The following is a 15,116-nucleotide window of genomic DNA, read 5'->3' on the forward strand; positions in this document are numbered from 1 at the left end:
GCCTCCTATTCGAGTCCCAATCGGGCAAAAATCGTATCCACATGCTTCAAATGCCAGCTCGGATCGAAGCAGTCGGCGATTTCTTCAGCGGATAGCTGCTCGGCGATCGCCGGCGTATTCTCGATAATGTCGCGGAACGAGCGCTGCTCCTCCCACGCCTGCATCGCTCTCGGCTGCACGGTGTCGTACGCCTGCTCGCGGGAGAAGCCTTTGTCGATCAGCTTCGTCATCACGCGGCCGGAGAACGGTACGCCGTACGTCGATTGCATATTGCGCAGCATGTTGTGCGGGAACACCGTCAAGTTCTTCACGATGTTGGAGAACCGGTTCAGCATGTAATCCAGCAGGCAAGTCGCATCCGGCAAAATGATGCGCTCCACCGACGAGTGGCTGATGTCGCGCTCGTGCCAGAGCGGTACGTTCTCGTAAGCCGACAGCATGTGGCCGCGAATGACGCGCGACAAGCCGGAGATGTTCTCGCAGCCGATCGGGTTGCGCTTGTGCGGCATCGCCGACGAGCCCTTCTGGCCCTTCGCGAACGGCTCCTCAACCTCGCGGAACTCGCTCTTCTGCAGCGCGCGGATCTCGGTCGCGAACTTGTCGAGCGACGTTGCGATCAGCGCCAGCGTCGCCATGTATTCGGCATGGCGGTCGCGCTGCAGCGTCTGCGTCGAGATCGGCGCCGCCTTCGTGCCGAGCTTCTCGCACACGTATTGCTCCAGGAACGGATCGGCGTTGGCGTACGTGCCGACGGCTCCGGAGATTTTACCGTATTGGACCTGCTCCGCCGCGGTGCGGAACCGCTGCAGGTTGCGCTTCATCTCTTCGTGCCACAGCGCCATCTTGAGACCGAACGTGGTCGGCTCGGCATGGACGCCATGGGTACGCCCCATCATGGGCGTGTGCTTGTATTGGATCGCTTTATCTTTGAGAATGTCGATGAAGCGGATGATGTCCTGCTCCAAAATTTCGTTCGCCTGCTTCAGCAGGTAGCCTAGCGCCGTATCGACGACGTCCGTCGAGGTGAGGCCGTAATGCACCCATTTGCGCTCCGGACCTACCGTTTCCGATACCGCCCGCGTGAACGCGATCACATCGTGGCGGGTTTCCTGCTCAATCTCGTAAATGCGGTCGATGTTGAAGGTTGCGTTCGCGCGCAGTGCGGCGACGTCCTCCTTCGGGATGACGCCGAGCTCCGCCCATGCTTCGCAGGACAGCAGCTCCACCTCCAGCCAAGCCTTGAACTTGTTCTCTTCCGTCCAAATACGCGCCATCTCCGGCCGTGTATACCGTTCTAACATGGTTGTTCCTCCACTCCGAATGTTCGGTTTTTATCTATATAAGGTTTGGTTATCGATTGATGGGCCGGTTATCGGCGTTCGTCCTGCGTGTGGAGCACTTAGGTTACTTTGAGCACTTAGCTACTTTGAGCACTTAGCTACTTTGAGCACTTAGCTACTTTGAGCACTTAGCTACTTTGAGCACTTAGGTTACTCGAGCATTTAGGAAGACTCTGAGCGCTCCAGGGACTTCTGTCACTTCGAGGACTGCAGATACTGGTGAGCACCTCAGGCTGTTCAAGCACTACAGGGATTGGAGCACACTTCAGGTGTATCGAGCACTGCAGGTATTGAGTGCACCTCGGATTTTTCGAAAACTGAGAGCACTTCGAACACTTCATGGCTCTTGCCCGATCCGCTCAACAACGACCTTTCGGCCCTTGTTTCACCTCGCCGGATGCCCCGTCCCGCTCAACAACGCCCATTCGGACTTTGTTTCACCTCGCCGGACGCCCCGTCCCGCTCAACAACGCCCTTTCGGACTTTGTTTCACCTCGCCGGACGCCCCGTCCCGCTCAACAACGCCCTTTCGGCCCTTGTTTCACCCAGCCGGTCGCCCGCTCCGCTCAACAACGCCCATTCGGCCCTTGTTTCACCCAGCCGGTCGCCCGCTCCGCTCAACAACGCCCATTCGGCCCTTGTTTCACCTCGCCAGACGCCCCGTCCCGCTCAACAACGCCCATTCGGACTTTGTTTCACCTCGCCAGACGCCCGCTCCGCTCAACAAAGCCCATTCGGCCTTTGTTTCACCTCGCCAGACGCCCCGTCCCGCTCAACAACGCCCTTTCGGCCCTTGTTTCAACTCGCCAGACGCCCCATCCCGCTCAACAACGCCCATTCGGACTTTGTTTCACCTCGCCAGACGCCCGCCCCGCTCAACAACGCCCTTTCGGACTTTGTTTCACCTCGCCGGACGCCCGATCCGCTCAACAACGCCCTTTCGGCCCTTGTTTCACCCAGCCGGTCGCCCGCTCCGCCCAACAACGCCCTTTCGGACCTTGTTTCCATCTTTGCAAGACACTCGCCACGTCCAACAACGTCCTTTTAGCTTTTGCTGCAACCTACGCCGACAAACAGTTCCGCCCTGACATCGCCCGTCCTGACCTTACTGTTACAGTCTATTCTCGCTTCTGCTCCCGCCAAATGCCGGTGCGCTCCACCCAGGCGAGCGCCTTCTCCACATCGTCGGTCAGCAGATTGATATGCCCCATCTTGCGCTTATCCTTCGCTTCATGTTTACCGTACAGGTGCAGCTTCACCGTAACGCCGCCAATGCCGTTTCCTGCAGCATCTCTCCGGGAGCCTTCCGCCGCATTGCCTGCGACAGCGGCCGAAGCGGCATCGGCTGTCCGCGCAGCACCACACGCCGCCCCGCCACAGGCTCCGAATCCCTCCGGCTCCGCCGACGCCAGCCAGCTCAGCAGCGGCTCCACGTGCTCGCCGAGCACGTTCACCATGACGACCGGCGTACGCAGCGTCGTCGGTCCGAGCGGCAGGTCGCAGATCGCGCGCACATGCTGCTCGAACTGCGAAGTGACGCAGGCCTCCATCGTGTAATGGCCGGAGTTGTGGGGCCGCGGCGCGAGCTCGTTCACGAACAGCTCGCCGCCCGCGGTGACGAACATCTCCACTGCCACCAGGCCGACGACGCCGAGCGCCTCGGCGATGCGGCGCGCCAGCTCCTCCGCGCGGGCGATCACATCCTGCGGCACTCGGGCGGGCACGATCGAGAGATGCAGGATGTTGTCCACATGCACGTTCTCCGCTGCCGGGAACGTGCGCACCTCGCCGCTCGGACTGCGGGCGGCGATGACGCTGAGCTCGCGCTCGAACGTAATCCACTTCTCGAGCACGAGCTCGACCTTGCCACGGCCGAGCGCCTCATAGGCCGCTTCCAGCTCGTCCTCGGCGCGGATCACCCGCTGCCCTTTGCCGTCGTAGCCGCCGGTGGCCGTCTTCAGCACGCACGGCAGGCCGAGCCGGGCTGCGGCCTCACGCAGCTGCGAGGCGCTGACGATCTCCTCGTAGGGAGCCACCTTGACGCCCGCCGCCTCGATCGCCCGCTTCTCGCGCAGCCGGTGCTGCGTCACGTAGAGCAGCCCGCTGCCCTGCGGAACGTAGCATTCCCGCTCCAGCAGCTCGGTAACGCGGGCGTCGACATTCTCAAACTCATACGTAATGACGTCGGACAGCTCCGCGAGCGTACAAGCCGCTTCCACATCGTTGTAAGCCGCCGTAAGCTGGCGCGAAGCTACTTGCCCGCAAGGCGAGTCCGGCGTCGGATCGAGAGTGACGAACCGGTAGCCGAGGTGCGAGCCGGCGAGCGCCATCATCCGTCCGAGCTGGCCGCCGCCGAGAATGCCGATCGTCGCCCCCGGGAGTATGCGTTTCCCGGCAGATGCCGCCGGCTGGCCCGCTTGCCGCGGCTGAGTCGTGCCTCCGCCGCTCTTTTCATTCATCGACACGCCGATCCCCGCCTTTCCTGCAACGCCGTCTCCGCTCATTCCAGCTCTCCCGCTTCCAGCACCGCCTGCTTCGTCTTCTCGCGGCGCACGCGCACGCGCTCCCGCAACTCCGGCTCGAACGCGCCGATCATTTGTGCTGCCAGCAGCCCGGCATTCGTCGCCCCCGCAACGCCGATCGCCACGGTCGCAACCGGAATGCCCGCCGGCATCTGTACGATCGAAAGCAGCGAATCAAGTCCGTTCAGCGCCGCCGATTTGACCGGCACGCCGATCACCGGCAGCTCCGTCTTCGCCGCGACCATGCCCGGCAAATGCGCTGCGCCTCCCGCGCCGGCTATAATGACCTGCAGTCCGCGCGAGACCGCCGTCTCTGCATATTCAAACATCAAATCCGGCGTCCGATGCGCCGAAACCACCTTCTTCTCGTACGGAACGCCGAGCTCCTCCAGCACCTCGCAAGCGTGCCGCATCGTTTCCCAGTCCGATTTGCTTCCCATGATGACCCCGACTTTTGCCGTCATGTCCACTGTCCCCCAATCATTCATTGCTACCGACAAAATACAGAAAAGCCCGGAGATAGTCGTACCCTATCCCCGGACTGCAAAGAACCGAATGCCGCCCCGCCCATCCTCATTACGGGAGTTAAAGGCCGTCAACTAGCGCTACGTTAGTTGTACCCACATCCGCTTCCTCGTAGTCCAGAAATTTACGGTTTCCGGGTAGAGACTTTCGGGCCAGATCCCCGACATTATACGAAGCTGCGTCTATCACTCGAGTATTTCATTTGCTATGTTCTGATTTTCAACGATGTTTCCTCTAGTTTATCAGCTACTCACACGTCATGTCAACTCAAAACACGAACATTCACAACTCTTTCACCAATAACATTCGCATTTCGTTGACAGCGTTATCAACGCTTGCCAGATGAGTTTTACTAGGAGGTTGCTTCTGGCGCAGAACATTTTTATAATGGATATGTAAATGATTTTCCTTAACCATTGAATTATGTGAAAATAATTATCCCAAGAAAACGGTGAAGCATGTGTCCAGCATCCTAGTCGCTATCGAGTCGTCCATGTCGGAGCTGCACCCGAAGGAGCAGCTGCTCGCCGGCTATATCGCCGCCCACCCGCTCGAAACGACGCGCCTCAGCATCGTCGAGCTTGCCGAAAGGTCCGGCACCAGCACCGCGACCGTGTCCCGCTTCTGCAAGTCATTCCATTTCGAAAGCTTCAGCGATTTCAAAATCAAGCTGTCCGCCGAGCTCGCTCTGGCCCGCTCCGGCGCCGCTTCCTATCAGGACATCGTAGCCGGCACTTCGACCATCGAGCTGCTCACCGCGGTGAAGGATAACCATACCCGCTCGATTAGCGAAACCGCCTCGCTGCTCGATCCCTCAGTTATCGAGAGGGCTATAGCGGTGCTGCAGAAGGCCCGGCACATCGACATCTACGGCGTCGCTACGTCGGGCGTCGCAGCCTCGGACTTCTATCAGAAGCTCGTCCGGATCGGCCGCCGGGCGTCGATGTTTACCGACTCGCATATGCAGATCACTTCCGCAGCGACGCTGACCGAGGACGACGTTGTCCTTGCCGTCTCCTACTCCGGCGAAACGCCGGAAATCGTCGATGCGGTGCGCTGCGCCAAGCGGCAAGGAGCGACGGTCGTCTCCCTCACGAAATACGGCCCGAACACGCTCGCAGCAAGCAGCGATATCCAGCTGTTCACCTCCGCGCTGGAAGAAGGCATCCGGCGCGGCGACATGGCCTCGCGCATCGCCCAGCTGTTCGTGCTCGACGTCCTGTTTACCGGCATGCTGAGCACCGCCTTCGACAAGTACATCCCGAAGCTCGAGGAGTCGTACCAGCGTGTCCGGGAGTATCGCAAGCCATCCAAAGAACGATAGGAGTGCCGCGACGATGAACATTCGCATTTTCAACTCGCAGGAAGACTTGAACGAAGCCGCCGCCGATCTGATCGGCGGGCTTGTGCTGCGCAATCCGTCCGCCGTTCTCGGCCTGGCTACAGGCGGCACGCCGGTCGGCATCTATGCCTCGCTCGTCCGCCGCTGCGCTGCCGGCATCGTTCGTTTCCGCGATGTGACGACATTTAATCTGGACGAATATGTCGGCTTGCCGAAGAATCACCCGGAAAGCTATTTCAGCTACATGCGCAAGCATCTGTTCGACGCTGTCGACGCCCGGCCCGAGCGCTGCCATTTGCCGGACGGCAGCGCCGCCGACATAGCCGCCGAATGCGCGCGCTACGACGGGCTGCTGGCGCAAGCGGGCCGCATCGATCTGCAGCTGCTCGGCATCGGCCATAACGGCCATATCGGCTTCAACGAGCCGGACCATGCGCTGCTGAGCGGCACCCACGTCGTCGAGCTGAAGCCGTCGACGCGCGAAGCGAACGCCCGCTTCTTCGACTCGCCGGAGCAGGTGCCGACCCATGCGATCACGATGGGCATCGGCTCGATTCTGAAAGCCCAATCCATTCTGCTCGTCGCCCGGGGAGCCGATAAAGCGGAAATTATGCAGCGAGCCTTATACGGACCGATAACGACGGATTGTCCCGCATCGCTGCTGCAGACGCACGCCGACCTGCACGTCTATGTCGACACCGCAGCGGGGAGGCTCTTGAACGTATGAACAACCAATCTGCAGCCGCTAGCCAAGCCCTCTCCGCCGAAGTCCGTAACCCATCGATAGTAACGGAACACGGTACCGGCTCGGGAGGAATCCGCAACGCAACGATAGTAACGGAGCACCGGACCGTTCCGGGCGGCATCGTCCTATGGCAGGACGGGCGCATCACCTATGCAGGCCCGCACGAAGGCGTTCCGGCCGGCCTCCGCCAAGCGGCCGGGCAAGCTCTTGACGGCAGCGGCGGCCTCGTCATTCCCGGCTTCATCGACATGCACGTGCACGGCGGCTGCGGCCATGATTTCATGGACGCGGACCCGGAAGGCTACAAAGCGATCGCCGCCTTCCACGCCCGCCACGGCACGACCGGCCTGCTCGCTACGACCGTCACCGCCGCGCCGGAAGCGCTGCTCCGCGTGCTGGAAGCGGCGGAAGCGAGACAGCGCGCCGACCGGCTCGCGCAGACGCCGACCGGCGCCGAGCTTTACGGCGTTCATCTCGAAGGGCCGTTCATCAGCCCGAAGTGGCCCGGCGCGCAAAACCCGGCCTTCATCGCTCCGCCAACGGCCGCATGGCTCGAAGACTGGTCGCAGCGCTTTCCCGGACTGATCCGCATGATGACGCTAGCTCCGGAGCAGCCCGGCGCACTGGACGTCATCGCATGGCTTCACGCCAACGGCATCATCGCGGCGGCCGGACACACCGACGCGACGTATGCCGATATCCAGACGGCCGCCGGGCGCGGCTTATCGCACGCCGTCCACACGTTCAACGCCATGCGCGGACTTCACCACCGCGAGCCCGGCACGGTAGGCGCCGTATTGACGGATCCGCGCCTGTGCGCCGAAGTCATTGCCGACGGCCTCCACGTGAGCCCGCCCTGCATTCAGCTGCTGACCCGATTGAAGACACAGCACAACCTCGTCCTCATTACGGATGCCATCTCCGCCGCCGGACTCGGCGACGGTGACTACTCGCTCGGCGGCCTGGACGTCGTTGTGAAGGACGGAGCGGCCCGCTTGAAGAAGGGCGGCGCTCTCGCGGGCAGCACCCTGACGATGATTGAAGCGTTCCGCTTCATGGTGCGCGAGATCGGACTCCCCGCCCAGGACGCATCCGCTCTGGCCAGCGGCAACCCCGCCCGCAGACTCGGGCTCTACGATTCCGTCGGCTCCGTCACCGAAGGCAAGCTGGCAGATTTGCTGCTGCTGGACGCTGGCCTCAATCTGCATCAGGTATGGAAACGCGGCCAAAAGTTGCTGTAACTAGCCGTCCCGACTCCTCCGCCCCATTTATGTTATCATGTTAGCAGTCGACATCATTGAGGGCGGGTTAAGCCGATGAACTTCCGATACCAACGAATCCTACTCCTCCTCCTATCGCTTGCCGCATTTCTAAGCGCGTTCGCTCCGTCCGCTCATGCTATTCACGGAAATCCCCTTCGGGCGGAGCGAGGCGAGCTCGATGCGTCCACATACGATATTGCCCATCAGCCCCCTCTGCCTCTGGACGGCGAATGGGAGTTTTACGGGTCGCAGCTGCTCGATCCCGCTCAGTTTACGAACCGTACTCCCGAGATGCGGCAAGCCGACTACCTCAGCGTACCGAAAGCCTGGCCCGCAACCACCAGGTCCGGCATCACCGTGCCAAGCCACGGCTACGCCACGTACCGGCTGACCGTCCGGCTCGGCAGCGAGCTGCAGAACAGGCAGCTGGCCGTTTACATGCCGAGCGTCGCCACTTCCTACAAGCTATGGATCAACGGCCGGCTGGCGGCTTCGAACGGTATTGTCGCGGATAATCGGGAGCAAATGGTGCCCGCCAATTACCGCAAAGTCGTATACTTCGATACAAATGAAGATCAAGTCGAGCTCGTCGTGCAGGCAGCGAATTTCGTGCAGCGCAAGGGAGGGCTATGGCAGTCGCTCCGGCTCGGTTCGGCGGACGCCGTCTCGTTCGAGCGGGACACGAACATAGCCGTGGAAATGTTCCTTGCCGGTGCACTCACCCTCATGGGAATATACCATATCGGACTATACGCGTTTCGCCGCAGCGAGCCGGCGGCGCTGCTGTTCGGCTTGCTGTCCCTCGCGTTCGCGGTTCGCTCGATGCTGCTCGGCGAGACGATGGCCGTTCGGCTGTTTCCGGGACTGGCCTGGGAGCCGGCCGTCAAGATCGAATATATCAGCGGCATGATCGCCTTGCCGCTCTTTATGTATTTTTGCCGGTTCCAATACAAGGGTCAGTTCAGCAAGAGGTGGGCTGGCATCGCTCTCACCTTCACGACGCTCTGCTGCTTGCTCGTGCTGGCGACTCCGGCTCGAGTCTATACGTACATGATGCTCCCTGTCCAGCTGTTCGCTGTCGTGATGCTGCTCTACGCCCTATATGTCTTTATGGTCATGGTCGGCCGGAAGCAGGAAGGGGCGCTGCGGAATTTTATCGCCCTGCTCGTATTTTTCGGCACGTTCATTCACGATACGCTGTTCTACAACCATTTGATTCACACGAAGCAGCTGCTCGGATTCGGCCTCGTCACGTACTTGCTCGTCCAGGCCGTCAATATTTCGAGCCGCTTCTCCCGTTCGTTCACGCGCGCGGAACAGCTGTCCAGACAGCTTCGGGAGCTGAACGATACCCTGGAGCACAAAGTGAGCGAACGGACAGCCGAGCTCGAACGCTCGAATGCGAAGCTGCAGCAGGCCTATAACGACATGACGCTGCTCGAAGCTTCCCGGAGGATGCTGCTCTCGAACATTTCCCACGAGCTGAAGACGCCTTTGACCTCCATACAAGGATACACCCGGGCGATCATCGACGGCGTCATCTCCGGCCCCCCAAAGAAATATTTGGAGCTCATTTATGAGAAGTCGAAAATTTTGCAGCATATTTTCCAAGACTTGCTCGAGCTGTCCAAGCTGGAAACCGGTAAAATGGAGTTCCGCTTCGAGCTTCTGCCCGCGAAGGATTTGCTCCATCTGATGTACCATAAATATGAATGGGAAGCGGAAAGCAAGGGGCTGACCGTTACTTTGGAGGAGAACATCGAGCCGAGAGACGGCTGCGAAGCGATGATCAACGTCGATACTTTGCGCATAGAGCAAGCGTTCGCCAACCTGGTTATGAATGCCGTTAAATTCACGGCGCCCGGCGGAAGCATACAGGTCCGCGCCGCGCTGATCGACACCCCGGATACCGGGCCGCGCTTCGTCATATCCGTCAGCGACACGGGACCGGGTATTCCGGAGCATGAGCTCGGCTTTATTTTCGACCGCTTCTACAAAGGCGCCTATTCCCGCAAAATCCAATCCGCCGGCGCCGGTCTCGGCCTCGCGATCGCCAAAGAAATGATGGGTCTTCACGGCGGAGCCATCGAGGTCCACAGCACATCGGGCCAGGGCAGCACCTTCAGCATTTCGCTTCCGGCCGTGTGGATCCCGCTGTAAAATTTTCCTGTCGTACAAGCCAAACCTCCCTCATAAGATGTACAAGTTGTGCTGTGCATCCATGAGGGAGGTTTCGCCGTTATGAACGTGCTGATCAGCTATTTTCTGCTAGGACTTTCGCTAGCCGCCCCGATCGGGCCCATCAATGCGGCGCAGATAGACCGCGGCATCCGCAGCGGCTTCCTGCATGCCTGGCTAGTCGGTGTGGGCGCGATGCTCGCCGACGTTATTTTCATGCTGCTCGTCTATTTCGGTGTCGTTCAATTCCTTAACATTCCGTCGATGAAGACGTTTCTTTGGCTGTTCGGCTTCTTTATTTTGACGTACATCGGGATCGAAAGCTTGATTAGCGCCGGCAGGGTCGGCGAGCATCGGCGGGCCGGCGACAGCTCGCTGCTGAAGTCGTTCGGCTCCGGCTTCCTGATGTCGATCTCCAATCCGCTGTCCATCTTGTTCTGGCTCGGGATTTTCGGTTCCATTCTGGCCGATACGATCGCCAAATATGACGCGAGCGAGGTAGCGCTGTACAGCTGCACAATGCTGGCCGGCATTATGCTGTGGGACATCTTCATGGCTCTTGTCGCCAGCGCCTTCCGCCGCATCCTAACGCGCCGGCTCCTTGCCATGATTTCGGTTGTATCCGGACTTTCGCTGATCGGCTTCGGCCTTTATTTCGGGCTCGAAGCGTACCGCGCCTTGTTCGGCTGAGAACACGATCTCCCGATTGTCGGCGGATTTACGGGCTTGATGCACCGATGAGACTTCCTTCTTCCAATGCCGGCGCATGAGCAGCGTCAGTCCGGCGATGACGGCGACAAACCCGAGGCTGATGTAAAATCCCGGGCGGCTCATCGAGCTGAACAGCGTCCCCGTCACGGCCAGCAGGACCAGCGCCATCCCGGCGAACCGCTTCGTCTGGCCCCAGGCGCCAAGCTTCAGCAGCTTGCCGGACGTGATCAGGATAAACATCCAATTGTACAGCAGCATCAGTCCCGCCGCGGTCGTGATATATTCATACACGCTTTCCGGCATTAGCAAAGCGAACACAACGGAGGCCGTTAACCCGGCGGCGCTCAATCCTACGGCGCTGAACGGCTTCTTGTTCCCTTTGCCTTTCCCTTCGAACACGTGCGGCGCATCCCCGTCATTCGCCATTGTCACGACGATGGTCGTAATCGCGAACAGCGACGCCGTCATCGTCGAGAAGCCGGCGATAATCAGCACGGCGTTGAACAGGTGCGGCACGAACGTCAGATGATAGTCGGCAAGCGCTACGACGAAGGGACTTTCCTTCGCTGCATACGCCGTATAAGGCTCCAGCATGAGCGCCAGGCCAATCGATAAAACATAGATGGAAGCGAGGACGAGCAGCATGATTTTACCGGCCTTCGGCGCTTCGCTCGGCTTGTTCAGCCGGGTCGCCATCAAACCGATGACTTCAAGCCCGCCATAGCCGTAAAATGCGAAAATCAGCGCCGCCCACAGTCCGGTCATCCCGTTCGGCAGCCAATTCACCGGCAGGGCCGGACCGTGCTCGTTCGTCTTGAACATGCCGAATACGGCAAGCAGTGCAAGAATAATGAACATGACGATAGCGGACGTCTTCAGGACGGCAAAAACATTTTCCATCCGTTCGAACCCCTTCGTCCCCAAGATGATGATCACGAGACCGAGAGCGCCGTAAATCGCCGCGAACACCCACATAGCCACTTGAGGAAACCAGAATCGCGAAAATAATGCGAGCGCCGACAGCTGGCTCCCGACGATCAGCAGCTCCGACGACCAATAGCCCCATCCGCTGCTGAAGCCGGCCCACCGCCCGAACGCCTTCTTGGCGTAAGAACGAAACGAGCCCTCCAGCGGCTCCTTCGCTGTCATCAGCGCCAGCTTATCGAAGACGACATACGTCGTGAAAGCTGCAATGACGTATGCAGCGAGTACCGCGGCCCCGCCCAATTGGATGGCAATATGCGATCCCAGAAAAAAACCTGTACCGATCGTACAGGCGATCCCCAGCAGCGATAGCTGCCACCACTTCAGCTTCTTCTCCCCATGACCTGAGGCTTTGCTTTGCGCCATCCGTCCGCACCCTCCCGCTATCCCGCTTAACGTGATGTTCTTTGGCTAAACAAACCGATGACGCCGACCAGCCCGAGCAGTCCGAGCCATCCCCAGCCTGTACCCGTATTCGCCGATTGAGCCGTGGTAACCCCTTGGGTCCGAACCGTACCTCCCGCTGTAGCGTCCCGGTCATCCACAACCCAATAGGCCGGGGAACGCGACAATCCCATCCAGTCCGTTGCCGACGGTCCCGTCTGAATAATGCTGCGCTGATCGACTCCGGAAATGCCGCTCGTATTGACGTCGTTCGTTTCGGAACGATCAACGGGATCGGCCCGAAGCTCCTCGGCATAACATACGGGCCCTGCAAGCTGGCAGATCAGTGCCGCAGCAGCGGCTGCTGATGCAATTTTTCGTTTCACAGGCATTCCACTCCTTTTGGCGTTAGCTTTCCCGCTGGAGTGCGGCCGCTATTCTTCATGGGCGCCGTTTTGGGCCGGAACGGGATATTATTGCTTGGAGGTGCAAACCCTAGACGTACAACACGGATTATCGAAAGGATGGGATAGAACGTATGAACGCTTTGCTTGAAAGCCGTTTCTTTTGGAAGCTGCTCGTCAATGGAGCCGCTCTTGTTGCCATGCTGATGTGGTTTACGGGAATTTCGTTCGGTGCGTCCTTGATCATTGCCGTTCTTCTCGCTTCCACCGCTTATGTCGTCGGGGACAAAATCATCCTGCGCTGGACGAATAATCTGGTCGCCACTGCAGCCGATTTCGGCCTCGTCTTCGTTGCGTTATGGTTTATTGCATGGCGTTCCAATTTGGATTACTCTTGGCTGGAGCTGACGGTTACGTCGGCGGTCATTGCGGCGATCGAGTATATGTATCATCTGTTTCTATTCGGTTACGACAAGCCGGAGAAAATTTGGTAGGCCCTTATTTTTGGATGAAATATCCGCGAGACAATTTGTCATCAAAATGCAATCCGATTTTCATCTCCCTTTAAGGAAGCAAGCCTATAATAAAACCCGACCCCCTTTTCATATTATATACACTTAAGACCCGCAGCCTGTAGCTGCGGGTCTCCTTCTGCTTCCGGAGCTCCGCTCCGTTCATATTTCCGTAATCATGGCTACGATCATGGGCCTCCTCTTCGTTTGCTCGAACAGAAAGCGCCCCAAGCTCTCCTTAACGTTTCGCCTCAATTCATGCAGCCGGGCATCCGGTTTTTCCAGAAACAAATGGACAGATTTTTCGACGATCTGTTTGGCTTGCTCCAACAAGTCCTCCGAGCCCCGATCGTACACAAACCCTCTCGAGACGATATCCGGCCCCGATAACATCGTATTAAGCGATTTGCTGAGGGTAACGACGACCACCAAAATCCCGTCCTGAGACAGCGATCTCCTGTCCCGCAAAACAATGTTGCCTACATCCCCCACAAGGCCATCCACCAGCGTCCTGCCTGCCGGCACTTTGCCCGCTACACGCCCTTCGCCGTTTTGGAATTCAACCACGTCGCCGTTTTCGATGATGAATACATGATCCTTCTTAATCCCAACCGCCTCAGCCAATCTCTTATGCTGATGCAGCATGCGGAATTCTCCGTGAACCGGGATCACATATCGAGGCCGCATCAAATGCAGCATCAGCTTAAGCTCTTCCTGGCTGGCATGCCCGGATACATGCATTCCCGTCGCCGAACCCGGCCCGTAGATCACATGCGCTCCGAGCTTGAACAAGTCGTCAACCGTACGGGATAAATTCCGTTCGTTCCCCGGGATCGGCCCTGCAGAAATGATGACGGTATCGCCGGGAATCACCTCCACTTGACGGTGATTGTTACGGGCCAGACGCGACAGCGCAGCCATCGGCTCCCCTTGGCTTCCCGTACATAGGACCGCTATTCGATCAAGCGGAAGCTTGGCAATGTCTTCAGGCTCGATGAGGATCCCGTCGGGAATTTGCAGATAGCCCAGCCTTACTGAAACGTCCACGACATTGACCATGCTTCTGCCGATTAAAGCGACCTTCCGCCCCGTTGCGCGCGCAGCCTCGAAAACCTGCTGAAGCCGATGCACGTTGGAGGCGAACGTTGCGACGAATACTTTCTGCTCCGCAGCCCGGAACACCTCTTCCACATGCTTGCCCACCACTCGCTCCGATGGAGTAAATCCGGGGCGCTCCGCATTCGTACTTTCCGATACGAGCGCAAGAACACCGCTTTTCCCTATATCGGCGAGGCGGTGGAGGTCGGCGGACTCTTCGTTAACCGGCGTCAAATCGAACTTAAAGTCCCCTGTATGTACGATGGTCCCCGCAGGCGTTTCAAATACAACCCCAAGACAATCCGGGATGCTGTGATTCGTTTTGAAAAATGACACGTCCACCTCTCCAAACTTCAGCCGAGAATCCGGTGTAACGGTATTCAGCTCGATCGTTCCCAGCAGGTCCGCTTCTTTGAGCTTGATCTCAACAAGCCCCAATGTCAGCTCCGTACCGTACAAAGGAATTTGAAGCTGCTTCAAAATATAAGGCAGTCCGCCGATATGGTCCTCATGTCCATGAGTTAAAATCATACCCTTTACCCGGTCACGGTGCTCTACCAAGTGCGTGATATCCGGAACGATCAAATCGATGCCGGGAAGGTCATCGCCCGGAAATTTGTTGCCGCAGTCCACAACGATCATGTCGTCTCCGTACTGAATCACATACATGTTCTTTCCGATTTCCCCTACGCCGCCTAAAGCAAAAAATGATAATGGGATATTGTCAGCCATTGATCATGATCTCCTTATTGGATTGAGATAAGATAAAGTGTAATGTGTAGGGTTCCTCCAGAACAAAATTATATGAGTGATGGCAGACGAAATAAAAAACGGCAGCCAATAACGGCTGCCGTTTTGTTGCAACATTTGCTTGGCGGCGTCCTACTCTCCCAAGACCCTGCGGTCTAAGTACCATCGGCGCTGGAAGGCTTAACGGCCGTGTTCGGGATGGGTACGCGTGGTTCCCTTCCGCCATTGCCACCAAACGGATTGCTATTCAGGCGTGCGTTGCACCCTGAAAACTAGATACGAAACATTGCGCGTAGTATTCTTTCGGTTGTTTATTTGGATAAGCCCTCGACCGATTAGTATTCGTCAGCTCCACACAT

Annotated in this window: 12 protein-coding genes, 1 rRNA gene and 1 riboswitch; of the genes, 6 read left to right on the plus strand and 7 right to left on the minus strand. The window is 58.5% G+C overall.

From position 1 onward, the window contains the following. Window positions 1-5: 5 nt before the first annotated feature. The 3 genes from purB to purE form a co-directional block, all read right to left on the minus strand. A complete protein-coding gene (purB, locus tag ACFFK0_RS13190; protein WP_377470694.1) occupies window positions 6-1,301 on the minus strand; it encodes an adenylosuccinate lyase in 1,296 nt (431 codons plus the stop codon). Between the two features lie 1,157 nt (window positions 1,302-2,458). Further along, window positions 2,459-3,844: a 5-(carboxyamino)imidazole ribonucleotide synthase gene (gene purK / locus ACFFK0_RS13195; RefSeq protein WP_377470695.1), complete on the minus strand. Its 1,386-nt coding sequence runs from the start codon at window positions 3,842-3,844 to the stop codon at window positions 2,459-2,461. Beyond that, entirely contained in the window at window positions 3,841-4,326 is a 486-nt protein-coding gene (gene purE / locus ACFFK0_RS13200) for a 5-(carboxyamino)imidazole ribonucleotide mutase (protein WP_377470696.1), read from the minus strand. The genes purK and purE overlap by 4 nt, the downstream gene beginning before the upstream one ends. Before the next feature lie 153 nt (window positions 4,327-4,479). Then, window positions 4,480-4,581, minus strand: a riboswitch (purine riboswitch). Window positions 4,582-4,847: 266 nt separating this feature from the next. Here purE and ACFFK0_RS13205 point away from each other — a divergent pair. The 5 genes from ACFFK0_RS13205 to ACFFK0_RS13225 all read left to right on the plus strand — a co-directional run bounded on the left by ACFFK0_RS13205 (window position 4,848) and on the right by ACFFK0_RS13225 (window position 10,604). After that, a complete protein-coding gene (locus ACFFK0_RS13205; protein WP_377470697.1) occupies window positions 4,848-5,711 on the plus strand; it encodes a MurR/RpiR family transcriptional regulator in 864 nt (287 codons plus the stop codon). A 13-nt stretch (window positions 5,712-5,724) separates the two neighbouring features. After that, on the plus strand, window positions 5,725-6,456 hold the full coding sequence (gene nagB, locus ACFFK0_RS13210) for a glucosamine-6-phosphate deaminase (RefSeq protein ID WP_377470698.1): 732 nt from the start codon (window positions 5,725-5,727) through the stop codon (window positions 6,454-6,456). After that, window positions 6,453-7,715, plus strand: coding sequence for an N-acetylglucosamine-6-phosphate deacetylase (gene nagA, locus ACFFK0_RS13215; RefSeq protein ID WP_377470699.1), 1,263 nt, complete (start codon window positions 6,453-6,455; stop codon window positions 7,713-7,715). Before nagB ends, nagA begins: the two co-directional genes overlap by 4 nt. Before the next feature lie 75 nt (window positions 7,716-7,790). Next, window positions 7,791-9,896, plus strand: coding sequence for an ATP-binding protein (locus ACFFK0_RS13220; RefSeq protein ID WP_377470701.1), 2,106 nt, complete (start codon window positions 7,791-7,793; stop codon window positions 9,894-9,896). Between the two features lie 81 nt (window positions 9,897-9,977). Beyond that, window positions 9,978-10,604 carry a LysE family transporter gene (locus tag ACFFK0_RS13225; RefSeq protein WP_377470702.1) on the plus strand — a complete coding sequence of 209 codons (627 nt, stop codon included), beginning with the start codon at window positions 9,978-9,980 and terminating at the stop codon, window positions 10,602-10,604. On the opposite strand, the gene ACFFK0_RS13230 is transcribed toward ACFFK0_RS13225, so the two are convergent. Then, window positions 10,500-11,975, minus strand: coding sequence for an amino acid permease (locus ACFFK0_RS13230; protein WP_377470703.1), 1,476 nt, complete (start codon window positions 11,973-11,975; stop codon window positions 10,500-10,502). The two genes, ACFFK0_RS13225 and ACFFK0_RS13230, sit on opposite strands and share 105 nt — an antisense overlap. A gap of 26 nt (window positions 11,976-12,001) precedes the next feature. Next, window positions 12,002-12,379, minus strand: a complete 378-nt coding sequence (locus ACFFK0_RS13235; RefSeq protein WP_377470704.1) for a WGxxGxxG family protein — start codon at window positions 12,377-12,379, stop codon at window positions 12,002-12,004. 152 nt (window positions 12,380-12,531) lie between these two features. On the opposite strand from ACFFK0_RS13235, the gene ACFFK0_RS13240 reads away from it, so the two are divergent. Next, window positions 12,532-12,891, plus strand: a complete 360-nt coding sequence (locus tag ACFFK0_RS13240) for a DUF2512 family protein (RefSeq protein WP_377470705.1) — start codon at window positions 12,532-12,534, stop codon at window positions 12,889-12,891. A gap of 180 nt (window positions 12,892-13,071) precedes the next feature. Here ACFFK0_RS13240 and ACFFK0_RS13245 read toward each other — a convergent pair whose 3' ends face one another. Together ACFFK0_RS13245 and rrf are read right to left on the minus strand one after the other, a co-directional pair. Then, complete coding sequence (locus ACFFK0_RS13245; RefSeq protein ID WP_377470706.1) at window positions 13,072-14,739, minus strand: ribonuclease J; 1,668 nt, start codon at window positions 14,737-14,739, stop codon at window positions 13,072-13,074. Between the two features lie 137 nt (window positions 14,740-14,876). After that, a 5S ribosomal RNA gene (gene rrf, locus ACFFK0_RS13250) occupies window positions 14,877-14,993 on the minus strand. Window positions 14,994-15,116 lie beyond the last annotated feature (123 nt).

It is taken from the genome of Paenibacillus chartarius (genome assembly GCF_042432825.1).
In the GTDB taxonomy this organism is placed as follows: Bacteria; Bacillota; Bacilli; order Paenibacillales; family NBRC-103111; genus Gordoniibacillus; species Gordoniibacillus chartarius.